The following is a 15,712-nucleotide window of genomic DNA, read 5'->3' as shown; positions in this document are numbered from 1 at the left end:
CATGTTATAATGGATAAATATGAATAATCGGAGTGAGACTATGAAATACAAACGGATTGTCTTTAAGGTGGGTACTTCTTCTCTGACAAATGAGGATGGAAGTTTATCACGTAGTAAGGTAAAGGATATTACCCAGCAGTTGGCTATGCTGCACGAGGCTGGTCATGAGTTGATTTTGGTGTCTTCAGGTGCCATTGCGGCTGGTTTTGGAGCCTTAGGATTTAAAAAGCGTCCGACTAAAATTGCTGATAAACAGGCTTCAGCAGCGGTAGGACAAGGGCTTTTGTTGGAAGAATACACGACCAATCTTCTCTTGCGCCAAATCGTTTCTGCACAAATCTTGCTAACCCAGGATGACTTTGTAGATAAGCGTCGTTATAAAAATGCCCATCAGGCTTTGTCAGTTCTACTTAGCCGTGGGGCGATTCCTATCATCAATGAGAATGACAGTGTTGTTATTGATGAGCTCAAGGTTGGGGACAATGATACTCTGAGTGCACAGGTGGCGGCCATGGTCCAAGCAGACCTTTTGATCCTCTTGACAGACGTAGACGGTCTTTATACTGGAAATCCTAATTCAGACCCAAGAGCCAAACGCTTGGAGCGAATCGAGACCATCAATCGTGAGATTATTGATATGGCCGGTGGAGCAGGTTCGTCTAATGGTACAGGTGGCATGTTAACCAAAATCAAAGCTGCCACTATTGCGACAGAATCAGGAGTTCCTGTTTATATCTGCTCATCCTTGAAGTCAGATGCCATGATTGAGGCAGCTGAGGAAACCAGGGATGGTTCCTACTTTGTTGCTCAAGAGAAGGGACTTCGTACCCAGAAACAATGGCTGGCCTTTTATGCTCAGAGTCAAGGTTCTATTTGGGTAGATAAAGGGGCTGCAGAAGCTCTCTCTCAACATGGAAAGAGTCTCCTTTTATCTGGTATTGTTGACGCAGAAGGCGCCTTTTCTTACGGTGATATTGTGACAGTATTTGACAAGGAAAGTGGAAAATCACTTGGAAAAGGACGCGTGCAATTCGGAGCATCTGCTTTGGAGGATATGTTGCGTTCTCAAAAAGCCAAGGGTGTCTTGATTCACCGTGATGACTGGATTTCCATTACGCCTGAAATCCAACTACTCTTTACAGAATTTTAGAGGTAAACTATGGTAAGTACACAAGAACAATTTGAACAGGTACAGGCTGTTAAAAAATCGATCAACACAGCTAGTGAAGAGGTGAAAAACCAAGCCTTGCTAGCCATGGCTGATTACTTAGTGGCTGCTACAGAGGAAATTTTAGCAGCCAATGCCCTCGATATGGAAGCGGCTAAGGGTAAAATCTCAGATGTGATGCTGGATCGTCTTTATTTGGATGCAAGTCGTATAGAAGCGATGGCAACTGGGATTCGTGAAGTGGTTGCTTTACCAGATCCAATCGGTGAAGTTTTAGAAACCAATCAGCTTGAAAATGGTTTGGTTATCACAAAGAAACGTGTAGCTATGGGAGTTATTGGTATAATCTATGAAAGCCGTCCAAATGTGACGTCTGATGCGGTTGCTTTGGCCCTCAAGAGTGGGAATGCGGTTGTTCTTCGTAGTGGTAAGGATGCCTATCAAACGGCCCATGCCATTGTCACAGCCTTGAAGAAGGGCTTGGAAACGACTACTATTCACCCAGATGTGATTCAACTGGTGGAAGATACTAGCCGAGAAAGCAGCTATGCCATGATGAAGGCCAAGGGCTATCTAGATCTTCTTATTCCTCGTGGAGGAGCTGGCTTGATCAATGCCGTGGTTGAAAATGCTATTGTACCAGTTATCGAGACAGGAACTGGGATTGTCCATGTCTATGTGGATAAGGATGCGGATGAAGACAAGGCTCTGTCTATCATCAATAATGCTAAAACCAGTCGTCCTTCTGTCTGCAATGCCATGGAGGTTTTGCTGGTTCATGAAGCCAAGGCAGCAAGCTTCCTTCCTCGCTTGGAGCAAGTGCTGGTTGAGAATCGAAAAGAAGCTGGTCTGGAACCAATTCAATTCCGCTTGGATGAGAAAGCAAGTCAGTTTGTTTCAGGTCAAGCAGCTGAGGCCCAAGACTTTGACACCGAGTTTTTAGACTATGTCCTAGCTGTTAAGGTTGTGAGCAGTTTAGAAGAAGCTGTTGCCCATATTGAAGCCCACAGTACCCATCATTCGGATGCCATTGTGACTGAAAATGCTGAAGCTGCGGCTTGCTTTACAGATCAAGTGGACTCGGCAGCGGTTTATGTCAATGCCTCAACTCGTTTTACCGATGGTGGACAATTTGGTCTTGGATGTGAGATGGGAATTTCTACTCAGAAATTGCACGCGCGTGGTCCAATGGGCTTGAAAGAGTTGACCAGCTACAAGTATGTGGTTGCTGGTGATGGGCAGATAAGGGAGTAAGAGATGAAGATTGGATTTATCGGTTTGGGGAATATGGGGGCTAGTTTGGCTAAGGCTGTTTTGCAGGCCAAGACGTGTGATGACATTCTTCTTGCCAATCGTAGTCAAGCTAAGGTAGATGCTTTCATTGCAGACTTTGGTGGTCAGGCTTCCAGCAATGAAGAAATTTTTGCAGAAGCAGATGTGATTTTTCTAGGTGTTAAGCCAGCTCAGTTCTCAGACTTACTTTCTCAATATCAGACCATCCTTGAAAAACGAGAAAGTCTTCTTTTGATTTCCATGGCAGCTGGATTGACCTTGGAAAAACTCGCTAGTCTTCTTCCAAATCAACACAGAATTATTCGTATGATGCCAAATACCCCTGCTTCTATTGGTCAAGGAGTGATTAGTTATGCCTTGTCTCCTAATTGCAGGGCTGAGGACAGTGAGCTCTTTTGTCAGCTTTTAGCCAAGGCTGGTCTTTTGGTTGAACTTGGAGAAAGCTTAATAGATGCAGCGACAGGTCTTGCAGGTTGTGGACCAGCCTTTGTCTATCTTTTTATCGAGGCCTTGGCAGATGCAGGTGTTCAGACTGGATTGCCACGAGAAACAGCATTGAAAATGGCAGCTCAAACTGTGGTAGGAGCTGGACAATTGGTCCTTGAAAGTCAGCAACATCCTGGAGTTTTGAAAGACCAAGTTTGCAGCCCAGGCGGTTCGACTATCGCTGGTGTAGCGAGCCTAGAAGCGCATGCTTTTCGAGGAACGGTCATGGATGCAGTTGGTCAAGCCTACAAACGAACACAAGAACTAGGTAAATAAGAGGTGGATTTGTCTGCCTCTTTTATGGTGGTTGATACTCTTCGAAAATCTCTTCAAACTGCGTCAGCTTCCATCTGCAACCTCAAAACAGTGTTTTGAGCAACCTGCGACTAGCTTCCTAGTTTGCTCTTTGATTTTCATTGAGTATGAAATGAGAAGACAAAAAGATTGTCACAAACCCCTATTTTTTTGATAGAATAGAAGTAGTAAAAAAGAAATGAGTTAGACATGTCAAAAGGATTTTTAGTCTCTCTTGAGGGACCAGAGGGAGCAGGCAAGACCAGTGTTTTAGAGGCTCTGCTACCAATTTTAGAGGAAAAAGGAGTAGAGGTGTTGACGACCCGTGAACCTGGCGGAGTCTTGATTGGGGAGAAGATTCGGGAAGTGATTTTGGATCCAAGTCATACTCAGATGGATGCTAAAACAGAGCTACTTCTCTATATTGCCAGTCGCAGACAGCATTTGGTGGAAAAAGTTCTTCCAGCCCTTGAAGCTGGCAAGTTGGTCATCATGGATCGTTTTATCGATAGTTCTGTTGCCTATCAGGGATTTGGTCGTGGCTTAGATATTGAAGCCATTGACTGGCTCAATCAGTTTGCGACAGATGGCCTCAAACCCGATTTGACACTCTATTTTGACATCGAGGTGGAAGAAGGGCTGGCTCGTATTGCTGCTAATAGTGACCGCGAGGTTAATCGTTTGGATTTGGAAGGGTTGGACTTGCATAAAAAAGTTCGTCAAGGCTACCTTTCTCTTCTGGATAAAGAGGGAAATCGCATTGTCAAGATTGATGCTAGTCTCCCTTTGGAGCAAGTTGTGGAAACTACCAAGGCTGTCTTGTTTGACGGAATGGGCTTGGCCAAATGAAACAAGAACAATTAAAGGCTTGGCAACCAGCCCAGTTTGACCGATTTGTCCGTATCTTAGAACAAGACCAGCTCAATCACGCCTATCTCTTTTCAGGTTTCTTTGGAAGCCTGGAAATGGCGCAGTTTTTGGCCAAGAGTCTATTTTGTACGGATAAGGTAGATGTTTTACCATGTGAAAACTGCCGAAATTGTAAGCTGATTGAACAGGGAGAATTTCCCGATGTAACCTTGATTAAGCCAGTCAATCAGGTCATCAAGACAGAACGCATTCGGGAATTGGTGGGACAGTTTTCTCAAGCAGGGATTGAAAGCCAGCAACAGGTCTTTATCATCGAGCAAGCGGATAAAATGCATCCCAACGCAGCCAATTCTCTGCTTAAGGTCATCGAAGAACCCCAGAGTGAAGTTTATATTTTCTTCTTGACTAGCGATGAGGAAAAGATGTTACCGACAATCCGAAGTCGGACCCAGATTTTCCACTTTAAAAAGCAAGAAGAACAACTCATCTTGCTCTTAGAACAAATGGGACTTGTTAAGAAAAAAGCGACTCTTTTAGCTCAGTTTAGTCAATCGCGAGCTGAAGCAGAAAAGTTGGCTAATCAGGCAAGTTTTTGGACCTTGGTCGATGAAAGTGAACGCCTGCTGACTTGGTTAGTAGCTAAGAAAAAAGAAAGTTATCTACAGGTTGCCAAATTAGCGAACTTGGCAGATGATAAGGAAAAACAAGATCAGGTTTTACGGGTTCTTGAAGTTCTCTGTGGGCAGGATCTCTTGCAGGTAAGAGTAAGGGTGATTCTACAAGATTTGCTAGAAGCTAGAAAAATGTGGCAAGCTAATGTCAGCTTTCAAAATGCCATGGAATATCTGGTCTTGAAAGAAATATAAACTCAAAAATGAACGATAAAGAAAGGAAAGGCCTGGCTTATGGACAAAAAAGAATTATTTGACGCGCTGGATGATTTTTCCCAACAGTTATTGGTAACCTTGGCCGATGTGGAAGCTATCAAGAAAAATCTCAAGAGCCTAGTAGAGGAAAATACAGCTCTTCGTTTGGAAAATTCTAAGTTGCGCGAACGTTTGGGTGAGGTGGAAGCAGACGCTCCCGTCAAGGCCAAGCATGTTCGCGAAAGTGTTCGTCGCATTTACCGTGATGGATTTCACGTATGTAATGATTTTTATGGACAACGTCGAGAACAGGACGAGGAATGTATGTTCTGTGACGAGTTGCTATACAGGGAGTAAGCATGCAGATTCAAAAAAGTTTTAAGGGGCAGTTTCCCTATGGCAAGCTGTATCTAGTGGCAACGCCGATTGGCAATCTAGATGATATGACCTTTCGCGCTATCCAGACCTTGAAAGAAGTGGACTGGATTGCTGCTGAGGATACGCGCAATACAGGTCTTTTGCTCAAGCATTTTGACATTTCCACCAAGCAGATCAGTTTTCATGAGCACAATGCCAAGGAAAAAATTCCTGATTTGATTGGTTTCTTGAAAGCAGGGCAAAGTATTGCTCAGGTCTCTGATGCCGGTTTGCCTAGCATTTCAGACCCTGGTCATGATTTGGTTAAGGCAGCTATTGAGGAAGAAATTGCAGTTGTGACTGTTCCAGGTGCCTCTGCAGGAATTTCTGCCTTGATTGCCAGTGGTCTAGCGCCACAACCACATATCTTTTACGGCTTTTTACCGAGAAAATCAGGCCAGCAAAAGCAATTTTTCGACTCGAAAAAAGATTATCCTGAAACTCAGATTTTCTATGAATCGCCTCATCGTGTAGCAGATACGTTGGAAAATATGTTAGAAGTCTACGGTAACCGCTCGGTTGTCTTGGTCAGGGAATTGACTAAAATCTATGAAGAATACCAACGCGGTACCATTTCTGAGTTATTGGAAAGCATTGCTGAAACGCCACTTAAAGGAGAATGCCTTCTCATTGTTGAAGGTGCCAGTCAGGATGTGGAGGAAAAAGACGAGGAGGACTTGTTCTTAGAAATCCAAGCCCGTATCCAGCAAGGCATGAAGAAAAATCAAGCTATCAAGGAAGTCGCTAAGATTTACCAGTGGAATAAAAGCCAGCTCTACGCTGCCTACCATGATTGGGAAGAAAATCAAGAAAATGACTAATACTCTTCGAAAATCTCTTCAAACCGTGTCAACGTCGCCTTGTCGTAGGTGTGGTTACTGACTTCGTCAGTTCTATCCACAACCTCAAAACAGTGTTTTGAGCTGGACTTCGTCAGTTCTATCTACAACTTCAAAGCAGTGCTTTGAGCAACCTGCGGCTAGTTTGCTCTTTGATTTTCATTTAGTATAAACAGGGAAGTTTGCCTTCTTCCCTTTTTTTGTTATACTAGTAGAAGAAAAAAATAGAAAGATTTGTGGGAGTGAAAAAGTCCGGGGGACTTTTTCAGCTTGAGCCAAGAAATTCGAGAGCGAGGAAAGTCCGGGGGACTTTTTCAGCTTGAGCCAAGAAATTCGAGAGCGAGGAAAGTCTGGGGGACTTTTTCAGCTTGAGCCAAGAAATTCGAGAGCGAGGAAAGTCCGGGGGACTTTTTCAGCTTGAGCCAAGAAATTCGAGAGCGAGGAAAGTCTGGGGGACTTTTTCAGCCTGAGCCAAGAAATTCGAGAGCGAAGTAAGTCCAATGGACTTTTTCAGCCTGAGCCAAGAAACTCGAAAGCTCGTAAGTCTGATTGGCTTTTTCAATGTGAATCTTAACTTCACACTCCCAAAGAGGTATTAGTGTCGTGTCTCAATCTTATATCAATGTTATCGGTGCTGGTTTGGCAGGTTCTGAAGCAGCTTACCAAATCGCAGAGCGTGGTATTCCAGTTAAACTTTATGAAATGCGTGGTGTCAAGTCGACTCCTCAGCACAAAACAGACAATTTTGCTGAGTTGGTTTGTTCCAATTCTTTGCGTGGGGATGCTTTGACAAATGCAGTTGGTCTTCTCAAGGAAGAAATGCGTCGCTTGGGTTCTGTTATCTTGGAATCTGCTGAGGCTACACGTGTTCCTGCCGGTGGAGCCCTTGCGGTGGATCGTGATGGTTTCTCTCAAATGGTGACCGAAAAAGTGGTCAACCACCCCTTGATTGAAGTGGTGCGTGATGAAATTACAGAATTGCCAACAGATGTTATTACAGTTGTGGCGACTGGTCCCTTGACTAGCGATGCCCTGGCTGAAAAGATTCATGCCCTTAATAATGGCGATGGCTTCTATTTCTACGATGCAGCAGCGCCTATTATCGATGTCAACACTATCGATATGAGTAAGGTCTATCTCAAATCTCGTTATGATAAGGGAGAAGCAGCCTATCTCAATGCTCCAATGACCAAGCAAGAGTTTATGGATTTCCATGAAGCCTTGGTCAATGCGGAAGAAGCACCGCTCAATTCTTTTGAAAAAGAAAAGTACTTTGAAGGATGTATGCCAATCGAAGTCATGGCCAAACGAGGCATTAAAACTATGCTTTATGGTCCTATGAAACCAGTCGGTCTTGAGTATCCAGACGACTACACAGGTCCTCGTGATGGAGAATTTAAAACCCCTTATGCGGTGGTTCAACTTCGTCAGGACAATGCAGCTGGTAGCCTCTATAATATCGTCGGTTTCCAAACCCACCTTAAATGGGGAGAGCAAAAGCGCGTTTTCCAAATGATTCCAGGTCTTGAAAATGCGGAGTTTGTTCGTTATGGGGTCATGCACCGCAATTCTTACATGGATTCACCAAATCTTCTGGAGCAGACCTACCGTTCTAAGAAACAACCAAATCTCTTCTTTGCTGGTCAGATGACGGGTGTGGAAGGCTATGTAGAGTCCGCAGCATCAGGCTTAGTTGCAGGTATTAACGCGGCTCGACTCTTCAAGGGTGAAAGTGAGGCTATTTTCCCAGAGACAACAGCGATTGGAAGTCTAGCTCATTACATCACCCATGCCGACAGCAAACATTTCCAACCAATGAATGTCAACTTTGGGATTATCAAGGAGTTGGAAGGCGAACGTATCCGTGATAAGAAGGCTCGTTATGAAAAAATTGCAGAGCGTGCCCTCAGCGATTTAGAGGAATTTTTGACTGTCTAATTTTTTTGAAAGAATCGCTCATGATACTATAAAAATCTTAGAAATTGTGATAAAATAGGTAGGATAAAAGAAGGAGAGTGAAAATGGCGAATCCCAAGTATAAACGTATTTTAATCAAGTTATCAGGTGAAGCCCTTGCCGGTGAACGTGGCGTAGGGATTGATATCCAAACAGTTCAAACAATCGCAAAAGAGATTCAAGAAGTTCATAGCTTAGGTATCGAAATTGCCCTTGTTATCGGTGGAGGAAATCTCTGGCGTGGAGAACCTGCAGCAGAAGCAGGTATGGACCGCGTTCAGGCAGATTACACAGGAATGCTTGGGACTGTTATGAATGCTCTTGTGATGGCCGATTCATTGCAACAAGTTGGTGTTGATACGCGTGTGCAAACAGCTATTGCAATGCAACAAGTGGCAGAGCCTTATGTCCGTGGACGTGCCCTTCGTCATCTTGAAAAAGGCCGTATCGTTATCTTTGGTGCCGGAATTGGTTCACCTTACTTCTCAACAGATACAACAGCGGCCCTTCGTGCAGCTGAAATCGAAGCGGATGCTATCCTTATGGCTAAAAATGGGGTCGATGGTGTTTACAATGCCGATCCTAAGAAGGACAAGACAGCCGTTAAGTTTGAAGAATTGACCCACCGTGACGTTATCAATAAAGGTCTTCGTATCATGGACTCAACTGCTTCAACCCTCTCAATGGATAACGACATTGACTTGGTTGTCTTCAACATGAACCAACCAGGCAACATCAAACGTGTCGTATTTGGTGAAAATATCGGAACAACAGTTTCAAATAATATCGAAGAAAAGGAATAAGAAAGATTATGGCTAACGCAATTATTGAAAAAGCTAAAGAGAGAATGACCCAGTCTCACCAATCACTTGCTCGTGAATTTGGTGGTATCCGTGCTGGTCGTGCCAACGCAAGTTTACTCGACCGTGTACATGTAGAATACTATGGAGTAGAAACTCCTCTTAACCAAATTGCTTCAATTACCATTCCAGAAGCGCGTGTTTTGTTGGTAACACCATTTGACAAGTCTTCATTGAAAGACATCGAACGTGCCTTAAACGCTTCTGATCTTGGTATCACACCAGCTAACGATGGTTCTGTAATTCGTTTGGTTATCCCTGCTCTTACAGAAGAAACTCGTCGTGACCTTGCTAAAGAAGTGAAGAAAGTCGGTGAGAATGCTAAAGTGGCTGTCCGCAATATCCGTCGCGATGCTATGGATGAAGCTAAGAAACAAGAAAAAGCAAAAGAAATCACTGAAGACGAATTGAAGACTCTTGAAAAAGACATTCAAAAAGTAACAGATGATGCTGTTAAACACATCGACGACATGACTGCCAACAAAGAGAAAGAACTCTTGGAAGTCTAAAAATAAACAGAAAAACTCAGTTGGCATTGCTGGCTGAGTTTTGTTCGAAAGAAGGAAATATGAATACAAATCTTGCAAGTTTTATCGTTGGACTCATCATCGATGAAAACGACCGTTTTTACTTTGTTCAAAAGGATGGCCAGACCTATGCTCTTACCAAGGAAGAAGGTCAACATACAGTAGGGGATACGGTTAAAGGTTTTGCCTACACGGATATGAAGCAAAAACTCCGCTTGACAACTCTAGAAGTGACTGCCACTCAGGACCAATTTGGTTGGGGACGTGTCACAGAAGTTCGTAAAGACTTGGGTGTCTTTGTGGATACAGGCCTTCCTGACAAGGAAATCGTTGTGTCACTCGATATTCTCCCTGAGCTCAAGGAACTCTGGCCTAAGAAGGGTGATCAACTCTACATCCGTCTTGAAGTGGACAAGAAAGATCGTATCTGGGGACTCTTGGCTTATCAAGAAGACTTCCAACGTCTGGCTCGACCTGCCTACAACAACATGCAGAACCAAAACTGGCCAGCCATTGTATACCGCCTCAAGCTGTCAGGAACTTTTGTTTACCTGCCAGAAAATAACATGCTTGGTTTTATCCATCCTAGCGAGCGCTATGCAGAGCCACGTTTAGGGCAAGTTTTAGATGCGCGTGTCATTGGTTTCCGCGAAGTGGACCGCACTCTGAACCTCTCCCTCAAACCACGTTCATTTGAAATGTTGGAAAATGATGCCCAGATGATTTTGACTTATTTGGAAAGCAATGGCGGTTTCATGACCTTGAATGATAAGTCATCTCCAGATGACATCAAGGCAACCTTTGGCATTTCTAAAGGTCAGTTCAAGAAAGTTTTAGGTGGTCTTATGAAGGCTGGTAAAATCAAGCAAGACCAGTTTGGGACAGAATTGATCTAGGGTGACATATGAGAAAATCATTTTACACTTGGCTCATGACCGAGCGCAATCCTAAAAGTAACAGTCCCAAAGCTATCCTAGCAGACCTAGCCTTTGAAGAATCAGCTTTTCCAAAACACACAGATGATTTTGATGAGGTGAGTCGCTTTTTGGAAGAACATGCCAGTTTCTCTTTTAACCTAGGAGACTTTGACGCTATCTGGCAAGAATACTTAGAACACTAGCATGATTCATTGGGTTTGGGCTAGTAATTTCTCCATCCCTTTGCTATAATAAAAAGAAATAAAAGGATTAGAGAGGTTCTTTATTTGAAGGAACATTCAATAGACATTCAACTGAGTCATCCAGATGACCTGTTTCATCTTTTTGGTTCCAATGAGCGCCATCTTCGTTTGATGGAAGAAGAGCTTGATGTGGTGATTCATGCTCGTACAGAGATTGTACAAGTCTTGGGGGGGGAGTCAGCTTGTGAGGAAGCTAGACAAGTTATTCAAGCCTTGATGGTTTTGGTAAATCGTGGAATGACAGTCGGCACACCAGATGTAGTGACTGCGATTAGCATGGTCAAAAACGATGAAATCGACAAATTTGTCGCCCTTTATGAAGAAGAAATTATCAAGGATAATACAGGGAAGCCTATCCGTGTCAAAACACTAGGTCAAAAACTTTATGTGGACAGTGTTAAACAGCATGATGTGACCTTTGGAATTGGGCCAGCAGGTACAGGGAAGACCTTTCTTGCAGTGACCTTAGCAGTGACTGCACTTAAACGTGGGCAAGTCAAGAGGATTATCTTGACACGTCCAGCGGTGGAAGCAGGAGAGAGTCTAGGTTTTCTTCCGGGTGATCTTAAGGAGAAGGTAGATCCTTACCTTCGACCTGTTTATGATGCTTTGTATCAGATTCTGGGGAAAGACCAAACAACTCGACTCATGGAGCGTGAAATTATTGAGATTGCGCCCCTTGCCTATATGCGTGGACGGACCTTGGATGATGCCTTTGTCATTCTCGATGAGGCGCAAAATACGACCATTATGCAGATGAAGATGTTTTTGACTCGTTTAGGTTTTCATTCTAAGATGATTGTCAATGGAGATATCAGTCAGATTGACCTGCCACGCAATGTCAAGTCCGGTTTGATTGATGCCCAAGAGAAACTCAAGAACATTCACCAGATTGACTTTGTTCATTTTTCAGCCAAGGATGTGGTTCGCCACCCAGTTGTCGCTCAGATTATCCGAGCCTATGAACCAGAACCGGTTAAAAAAGAAGAGAGTGAAGAATTAGATCCTCAACCTCTATATGAAGGATAGTTCTTTTGTACTTAAAGTTATCTCAATACTAAATCTATAGTAGATTGAAGCTAGAATAGTACGTTGTGACTGCTAAAACATTTTTAGAAATTAATTTGACTTTCCTGATTGATTTGTTTATATCTTATTTCAATCTACTATAAGTTTGCTTTTTAAATGTTTTATTCAATATCCTTATATTAGATTAGAAAGGTTTCAAGTGGAAGAAACGTATGGAATCAATCTTTTTAAAACTAGCTCAGTATTCCATAGTCGAGACAGAGCGTTTGTTGCTTAGACCTGTAACTTTGAATGATGCGGAAGCAATGTTTGACTATGCCTCGGACAAGGATAATACACGTTACACTTTTTCAACCAATCAAAATGTAGAAGAAACCAAGAATAATATTGCTCAGTTCTACTTGGCTAATCCCTTGGGACGCTGGGGGATTGAATTAAAAGATAACGGCAAGTTTATCGGAACCATTGACTTGCACAAGATTGATCCTGTTCTTAAGAAGGCAGCTATTGGCTACATTATCAATAAAAAGTATTGGAATCAAGGATTGACGACAGAAGCCAATCGTGCCGTAATTGAGCTAGCTTTTGAGAAGATAGGAATGAATAAGTTAGTTGCTTTACACGATAAGGCTAATCCCGCGTCAGGAAAGGTCATGGAGAAATCAGGCATGCGTTTTTCCCACGAAGAAGCTTATGCTTGTATGGACCAGCATGAAAAAGGCCGAATCGTGACAAGAGTTCATTATGTCTTGACCAAGGAAGACTATTTTGCAAATAAATAAGCAGTTGAAAAGAAATTTTTCGACTGTTTTTTCTTCCTCTTACGAATAATCTAAGAGAGGAGAAAATATGGAAGCAATTATCGAGAAAATCAAAGAGTATAAAATCATCGTCATCTGTACTGGTCTGGGCTTGCTTGTAGGCGGATTTTTCCTGCTAAAGCCAGCTCCACAAACACCTGTAAAGGAAACGAATTTGCAGGCTGAAGTTGCAGCTGTTTCCAAGGATTTGGTATCCGAAAAGGAAGTGAACAAGGAAGAGAAGGAAGAACCCCTTGAACAAGATCTAATCACAGTAGATGTCAAAGGTGCTGTCAAATCGCCAGGGATTTATGACTTGCCTGTAGGTAGTCGAGTCAATGATGCTGTTCAGAAGGCTGGTGGCTTGACAGAGCAAGCAGACAGCAAGTCGCTCAATCTAGCTCAGAAAGTTAGTGATGAGGCTCTGGTTTACGTTCCTACTAAGGGAGAAGAGGCAGTTAGTCAACAGACTGGTTCGGGGACAGCTTCTTCAACAAGCAAGGAAAAGAAGGTCAATCTCAACAAGGCCAGTCTGGAAGAGCTTAAACAGGTTAAGGGACTGGGAGGAAAACGAGCTCAGGACATTATAGACCATCGTGAGGCAAATGGGAAATTCAAGTCGATTGATGAACTCAAGAAGGTCTCTGGCATTGGTGCCAAGACCATAGAAAAGCTAAAAGACTATGTTACAGTGGATTAAGAACATCCCCATTCCCCTAATTTACCTGAGTTTTTTGTTACTTTGGTTTTATTACGCTATTTTCTCAGCATCCTATCTTGCTTTGTTGGGCTTTGTTTTTCTGCTAGTCTGTCTCTTTTTCCAATTTCCATGGAAATCAACAGGCAAAGTTTTAGTGATTTGTGGAGTCTTTGGCTTCTGGTTTCTGTTTCAAAATTGGCAACAGAGCCAAGCGAGTCAAAATCTGGCGGATTCTGTTGAAAGGGTACGGATTCTGCCTGACACTGTTAAGGTCAATGGTGATAGTCTGTCCTTTCGCGGCAAGGCTGATGGACGCATTTTTCAAGTCTATTATAAACTCCAGTCCGAGGAGGAGAAAGAAGCCTTTCAAGCTTTAACCGACCTGCATGAGATAGGACTAGAAGGGAAGCTTTCGGAGCCAGAAGGGCAGAGAAATTTTGGTGGCTTTAATTACCAAGCCTATCTGAAGACTCAGGGAATTTACCAGACTCTCAATATCAAAACAATCCAGTCACTTCAAAAGATTGGCAGTTGGGATATAGGAGAAAACTTGTCCAGTTTACGTCGAAAGGCTGTGGTTTGGATTAAGACGCACTTTCCAGACCCTATGCGCAATTACATGACAGGACTCTTGCTGGGACATCTGGACACCGACTTTGAGGAGATGAATGAGCTTTATTCCAGTCTAGGAATTATCCACCTCTTTGCCCTATCTGGCATGCAGGTAGGTTTTTTCATGAATGGATTTAAGAAACTTCTCTTGCGATTGGGCTTGACCCAAGAAAAGTTGAAATGGCTGACTTATCCCTTTTCCCTTATCTATGCGGGACTAACTGGATTTTCAGCATCGGTTATTCGCAGTCTCTTGCAAAAGCTACTGGCTCAACATGGGGTTAAGGGCTTGGATAATTTTGCCTTGACAGTGTTTCTCCTCTTTATTGTCATGCCAAACTTTTTCTTGACAGCAGGAGGAGTCTTGTCCTGCGCTTATGCTTTTATCCTGACCATGACCAGCAAAGAAGGGGAGGGGCTCAAGGCTGTTGCTAGTGAAAGTCTAGTCATCTCCTTGGGCATATTGCCCATTCTATCCTTCTATTTTGCGGAATTTCAACCTTGGTCCATCCTCTTGACCTTTGTCTTTTCCTTTCTATTTGATTTGGTCTTCTTACCGCTCTTGTCTATCTTATTTGCCCTTTCCTTTCTCTATCCAGTCATTCAACTGAATTTTATCTTTGAATGGTTGGAGGGAATGATTCGCTTGGTCTCGCAGATGACAAGTAGGCCGTTTGTCTTTGGACAACCTAATGCATGGTTTTTAATTTTATTGTTAATTTCCTTGGCTTTGGTCTATGATTTGAGGAAAAATATCAAAAGAGTAGCTGGCTTCAGCTTACTTATTGTGGGTCTCTTTTTCTTGACCAAGCATCCACTGGAAAATGAAATTACCATGCTGGATGTGGGGCAAGGAGAAAGTATTTTCCTAAGGGATGTAACTGGGAAGACCATTCTCATAGATGTAGGTGGCAAGGCAGAATCTGATAAGAAAATTGAAAAATGGCAAGAAAAGGCGACGACCAGCAATGCCCAGCGAACCTTGATTCCCTATCTCAAAAGTCGAGGAGTAGCCAAGATTGACCAGCTGATTTTGACAAATACGGACAAGGAACATGTTGGAGATTTGTTGGAGGTGACCAAGGCTTTTCATGTAGGGGAGATTTTAGTATCAAAAGGAAGTCTGAAACAGAAGGAATTTGTGGCAGAACTACAGGCGACTCAAACCAAGGTGCGCAGTGTGACAGCAGGAGAGAACTTGCCAATTTTTGGAAGTCAGTTAGAAGTCCTATCTCCAAGGAAAATTGGAGATCATGAAGATACCCTGGTTTTGTATGGAAAACTCTTGGATAAAAACTTTCTTTTCACTGGAAATTTGGAGGAGAAAGGAGAGAAGGACATGCTGAAGCACTATCCTGACCTAGAAGTGGATGTTTTGAAAGCTAGCCAACATGGCTCTAAAAAATCATTAAGTTCAGACTTTTTAGAACAGCTCAAACCAGAGATGACTCTCATCTCAGTTGGAAAGAACAATCGAACGAAACTCCCCCATCAGGAAACTTTGACACGACTGGAAGGTATCAATAGCAAAGTTTACCGAACTGACCAGCATGGAGCTATACGGTTTAAAGGTTGGAATAGTTGGAAGATTGAAAGCGTTCGATAGGAAAGATAAATATTATTATTAGACTTCCTGCGAAACAAAATATGGTATAATAGTTCTATGAATTATGAAGCAAGTAAACAACTAACTGATGCACAATTTAATCGTCTTGTTGGTGTTCAGCGCACGACTTTTGAAGAGATGTTAGCTGTATTAAAAATTAAACACGCAAAAGATGGATAAAAACCTAAATTAAGCCTAGAATACCTTCT

General features: G+C 42.9%; 16 protein-coding genes and 1 pseudogene. All 17 read left to right on the top strand.

Going from position 1 to position 15,712, the window contains the following annotated elements; translation table 11 throughout:
- Positions 1–40 precede the first annotated feature (40 nt).
- The gene (gene proB / locus HT729_RS00720; RefSeq protein WP_220042065.1) at positions 41–1,150 is read left to right on the top strand and encodes a glutamate 5-kinase; all 1,110 of its coding nucleotides are present in this window, start codon (positions 41–43) and stop codon (positions 1,148–1,150) included.
- 9 nt (positions 1,151–1,159) lie between these two features.
- A complete protein-coding gene (locus tag HT729_RS00715) occupies positions 1,160–2,422 on the top strand; it encodes a glutamate-5-semialdehyde dehydrogenase (protein WP_138699867.1) in 1,263 nt (420 codons plus the stop codon).
- Between the two features lie 3 nt (positions 2,423–2,425).
- Complete coding sequence (proC, locus tag HT729_RS00710; protein ID WP_023936955.1) at positions 2,426–3,223, top strand: pyrroline-5-carboxylate reductase; 798 nt, start codon at positions 2,426–2,428, stop codon at positions 3,221–3,223.
- Positions 3,224–3,451: 228 nt separating this feature from the next.
- Positions 3,452–4,090, top strand: a complete 639-nt coding sequence (gene tmk / locus HT729_RS00705) for a dTMP kinase (RefSeq protein ID WP_000033362.1) — start codon at positions 3,452–3,454, stop codon at positions 4,088–4,090.
- A complete protein-coding gene (locus tag HT729_RS00700) occupies positions 4,087–4,977 on the top strand; it encodes a DNA polymerase III subunit delta' (protein ID WP_023936953.1) in 891 nt (296 codons plus the stop codon). Before tmk ends, HT729_RS00700 begins: the two co-directional genes overlap by 4 nt.
- A 39-nt stretch (positions 4,978–5,016) precedes the next feature.
- Positions 5,017–5,334 carry a DNA replication initiation control protein YabA gene (yabA, locus tag HT729_RS00695; RefSeq protein WP_000358228.1) on the top strand — a complete coding sequence of 106 codons (318 nt, stop codon included), beginning with the start codon at positions 5,017–5,019 and terminating at the stop codon, positions 5,332–5,334.
- Between the two features lie 2 nt (positions 5,335–5,336).
- Positions 5,337–6,215, top strand: a complete 879-nt coding sequence (rsmI, locus tag HT729_RS00690) for a 16S rRNA (cytidine(1402)-2'-O)-methyltransferase (RefSeq protein ID WP_023936951.1) — start codon at positions 5,337–5,339, stop codon at positions 6,213–6,215.
- Positions 6,216–6,836: 621 nt separating this feature from the next.
- Positions 6,837–8,171 carry a methylenetetrahydrofolate--tRNA-(uracil(54)-C(5))-methyltransferase (FADH(2)-oxidizing) TrmFO gene (gene trmFO, locus HT729_RS00685; RefSeq protein ID WP_000083733.1) on the top strand — a complete coding sequence of 445 codons (1,335 nt, stop codon included), beginning with the start codon at positions 6,837–6,839 and terminating at the stop codon, positions 8,169–8,171.
- 83 nt (positions 8,172–8,254) lie between these two features.
- Positions 8,255–8,992: a UMP kinase gene (gene pyrH / locus HT729_RS00680; protein ID WP_000002996.1), complete on the top strand. Its 738-nt coding sequence runs from the start codon at positions 8,255–8,257 to the stop codon at positions 8,990–8,992.
- An 8-nt stretch (positions 8,993–9,000) separates the two neighbouring features.
- The gene (gene frr / locus HT729_RS00675; protein WP_001262225.1) at positions 9,001–9,558 is read left to right on the top strand and encodes a ribosome recycling factor; all 558 of its coding nucleotides are present in this window, start codon (positions 9,001–9,003) and stop codon (positions 9,556–9,558) included.
- A 59-nt stretch (positions 9,559–9,617) separates the two neighbouring features.
- The gene (gene cvfB, locus HT729_RS00670; protein WP_001095471.1) at positions 9,618–10,472 is read left to right on the top strand and encodes an RNA-binding virulence regulatory protein CvfB; all 855 of its coding nucleotides are present in this window, start codon (positions 9,618–9,620) and stop codon (positions 10,470–10,472) included.
- 8 nt (positions 10,473–10,480) lie between these two features.
- Positions 10,481–10,696 (top strand): YozE family protein, encoded by a 216-nt coding sequence (locus tag HT729_RS00665; RefSeq protein ID WP_001232084.1) that lies wholly within the window; start codon positions 10,481–10,483, stop codon positions 10,694–10,696.
- Positions 10,697–10,780: 84 nt separating this feature from the next.
- On the top strand, positions 10,781–11,785 hold the full coding sequence (locus HT729_RS00660; protein ID WP_023936948.1) for a PhoH family protein: 1,005 nt from the start codon (positions 10,781–10,783) through the stop codon (positions 11,783–11,785).
- Positions 11,786–11,997: 212 nt separating this feature from the next.
- A complete protein-coding gene (locus HT729_RS00655; protein WP_172931557.1) occupies positions 11,998–12,567 on the top strand; it encodes a GNAT family N-acetyltransferase in 570 nt (189 codons plus the stop codon).
- 67 nt (positions 12,568–12,634) lie between these two features.
- On the top strand, positions 12,635–13,285 hold the full coding sequence (locus HT729_RS00650; protein ID WP_000387332.1) for a helix-hairpin-helix domain-containing protein: 651 nt from the start codon (positions 12,635–12,637) through the stop codon (positions 13,283–13,285).
- Positions 13,269–15,503: a DNA internalization-related competence protein ComEC/Rec2 gene (locus HT729_RS00645; protein WP_000942432.1), complete on the top strand. Its 2,235-nt coding sequence runs from the start codon at positions 13,269–13,271 to the stop codon at positions 15,501–15,503. Before HT729_RS00650 ends, HT729_RS00645 begins: the two co-directional genes overlap by 17 nt.
- 57 nt (positions 15,504–15,560) lie before the next feature.
- Positions 15,561–15,680, top strand: a pseudogene (locus HT729_RS00640) (IS5/IS1182 family transposase); the annotation flags it as partial.
- Positions 15,681–15,712 lie beyond the last annotated feature (32 nt).

The organism is Streptococcus sp. 79 (genome assembly GCF_013277425.1).
Classification (GTDB): Bacteria; Bacillota; Bacilli; order Lactobacillales; family Streptococcaceae; genus Streptococcus; species Streptococcus pseudopneumoniae.
Note: the sequence above shows the minus strand (reverse complement) of the source record. Positions and strands in the feature narration are given on the sequence as shown.

Bases quoted from the DNA above. Each gene is read 5' to 3' on its own strand.
- HT729_RS00645 (WP_000942432.1), top strand. From the start codon at position 13,269: ATGTTACAGTGGATTAAGAACATCCCCATTCCCCTAATTTACCTGAGT.
- proB (WP_220042065.1), top strand. From the start codon at position 41: ATGAAATACAAACGGATTGTCTTTAAGGTGGGTACTTCTTCTCTGACA.
- frr (WP_001262225.1), top strand. From the start codon at position 9,001: ATGGCTAACGCAATTATTGAAAAAGCTAAAGAGAGAATGACCCAGTCT.
- tmk (WP_000033362.1), top strand. From the start codon at position 3,452: ATGTCAAAAGGATTTTTAGTCTCTCTTGAGGGACCAGAGGGAGCAGGC.
- rsmI (WP_023936951.1), top strand. From the start codon at position 5,337: ATGCAGATTCAAAAAAGTTTTAAGGGGCAGTTTCCCTATGGCAAGCTG.
- cvfB (WP_001095471.1), top strand. From the start codon at position 9,618: ATGAATACAAATCTTGCAAGTTTTATCGTTGGACTCATCATCGATGAA.
- HT729_RS00655 (WP_172931557.1), top strand. From the start codon at position 11,998: ATGGAATCAATCTTTTTAAAACTAGCTCAGTATTCCATAGTCGAGACA.
- yabA (WP_000358228.1), top strand. From the start codon at position 5,017: ATGGACAAAAAAGAATTATTTGACGCGCTGGATGATTTTTCCCAACAG.
- pyrH (WP_000002996.1), top strand. From the start codon at position 8,255: ATGGCGAATCCCAAGTATAAACGTATTTTAATCAAGTTATCAGGTGAA.
- HT729_RS00700 (WP_023936953.1), top strand. From the start codon at position 4,087: ATGAAACAAGAACAATTAAAGGCTTGGCAACCAGCCCAGTTTGACCGA.
- HT729_RS00650 (WP_000387332.1), top strand. From the start codon at position 12,635: ATGGAAGCAATTATCGAGAAAATCAAAGAGTATAAAATCATCGTCATC.
- proC (WP_023936955.1), top strand. From the start codon at position 2,426: ATGAAGATTGGATTTATCGGTTTGGGGAATATGGGGGCTAGTTTGGCT.
- HT729_RS00665 (WP_001232084.1), top strand. From the start codon at position 10,481: ATGAGAAAATCATTTTACACTTGGCTCATGACCGAGCGCAATCCTAAA.
- HT729_RS00715 (WP_138699867.1), top strand. From the start codon at position 1,160: ATGGTAAGTACACAAGAACAATTTGAACAGGTACAGGCTGTTAAAAAA.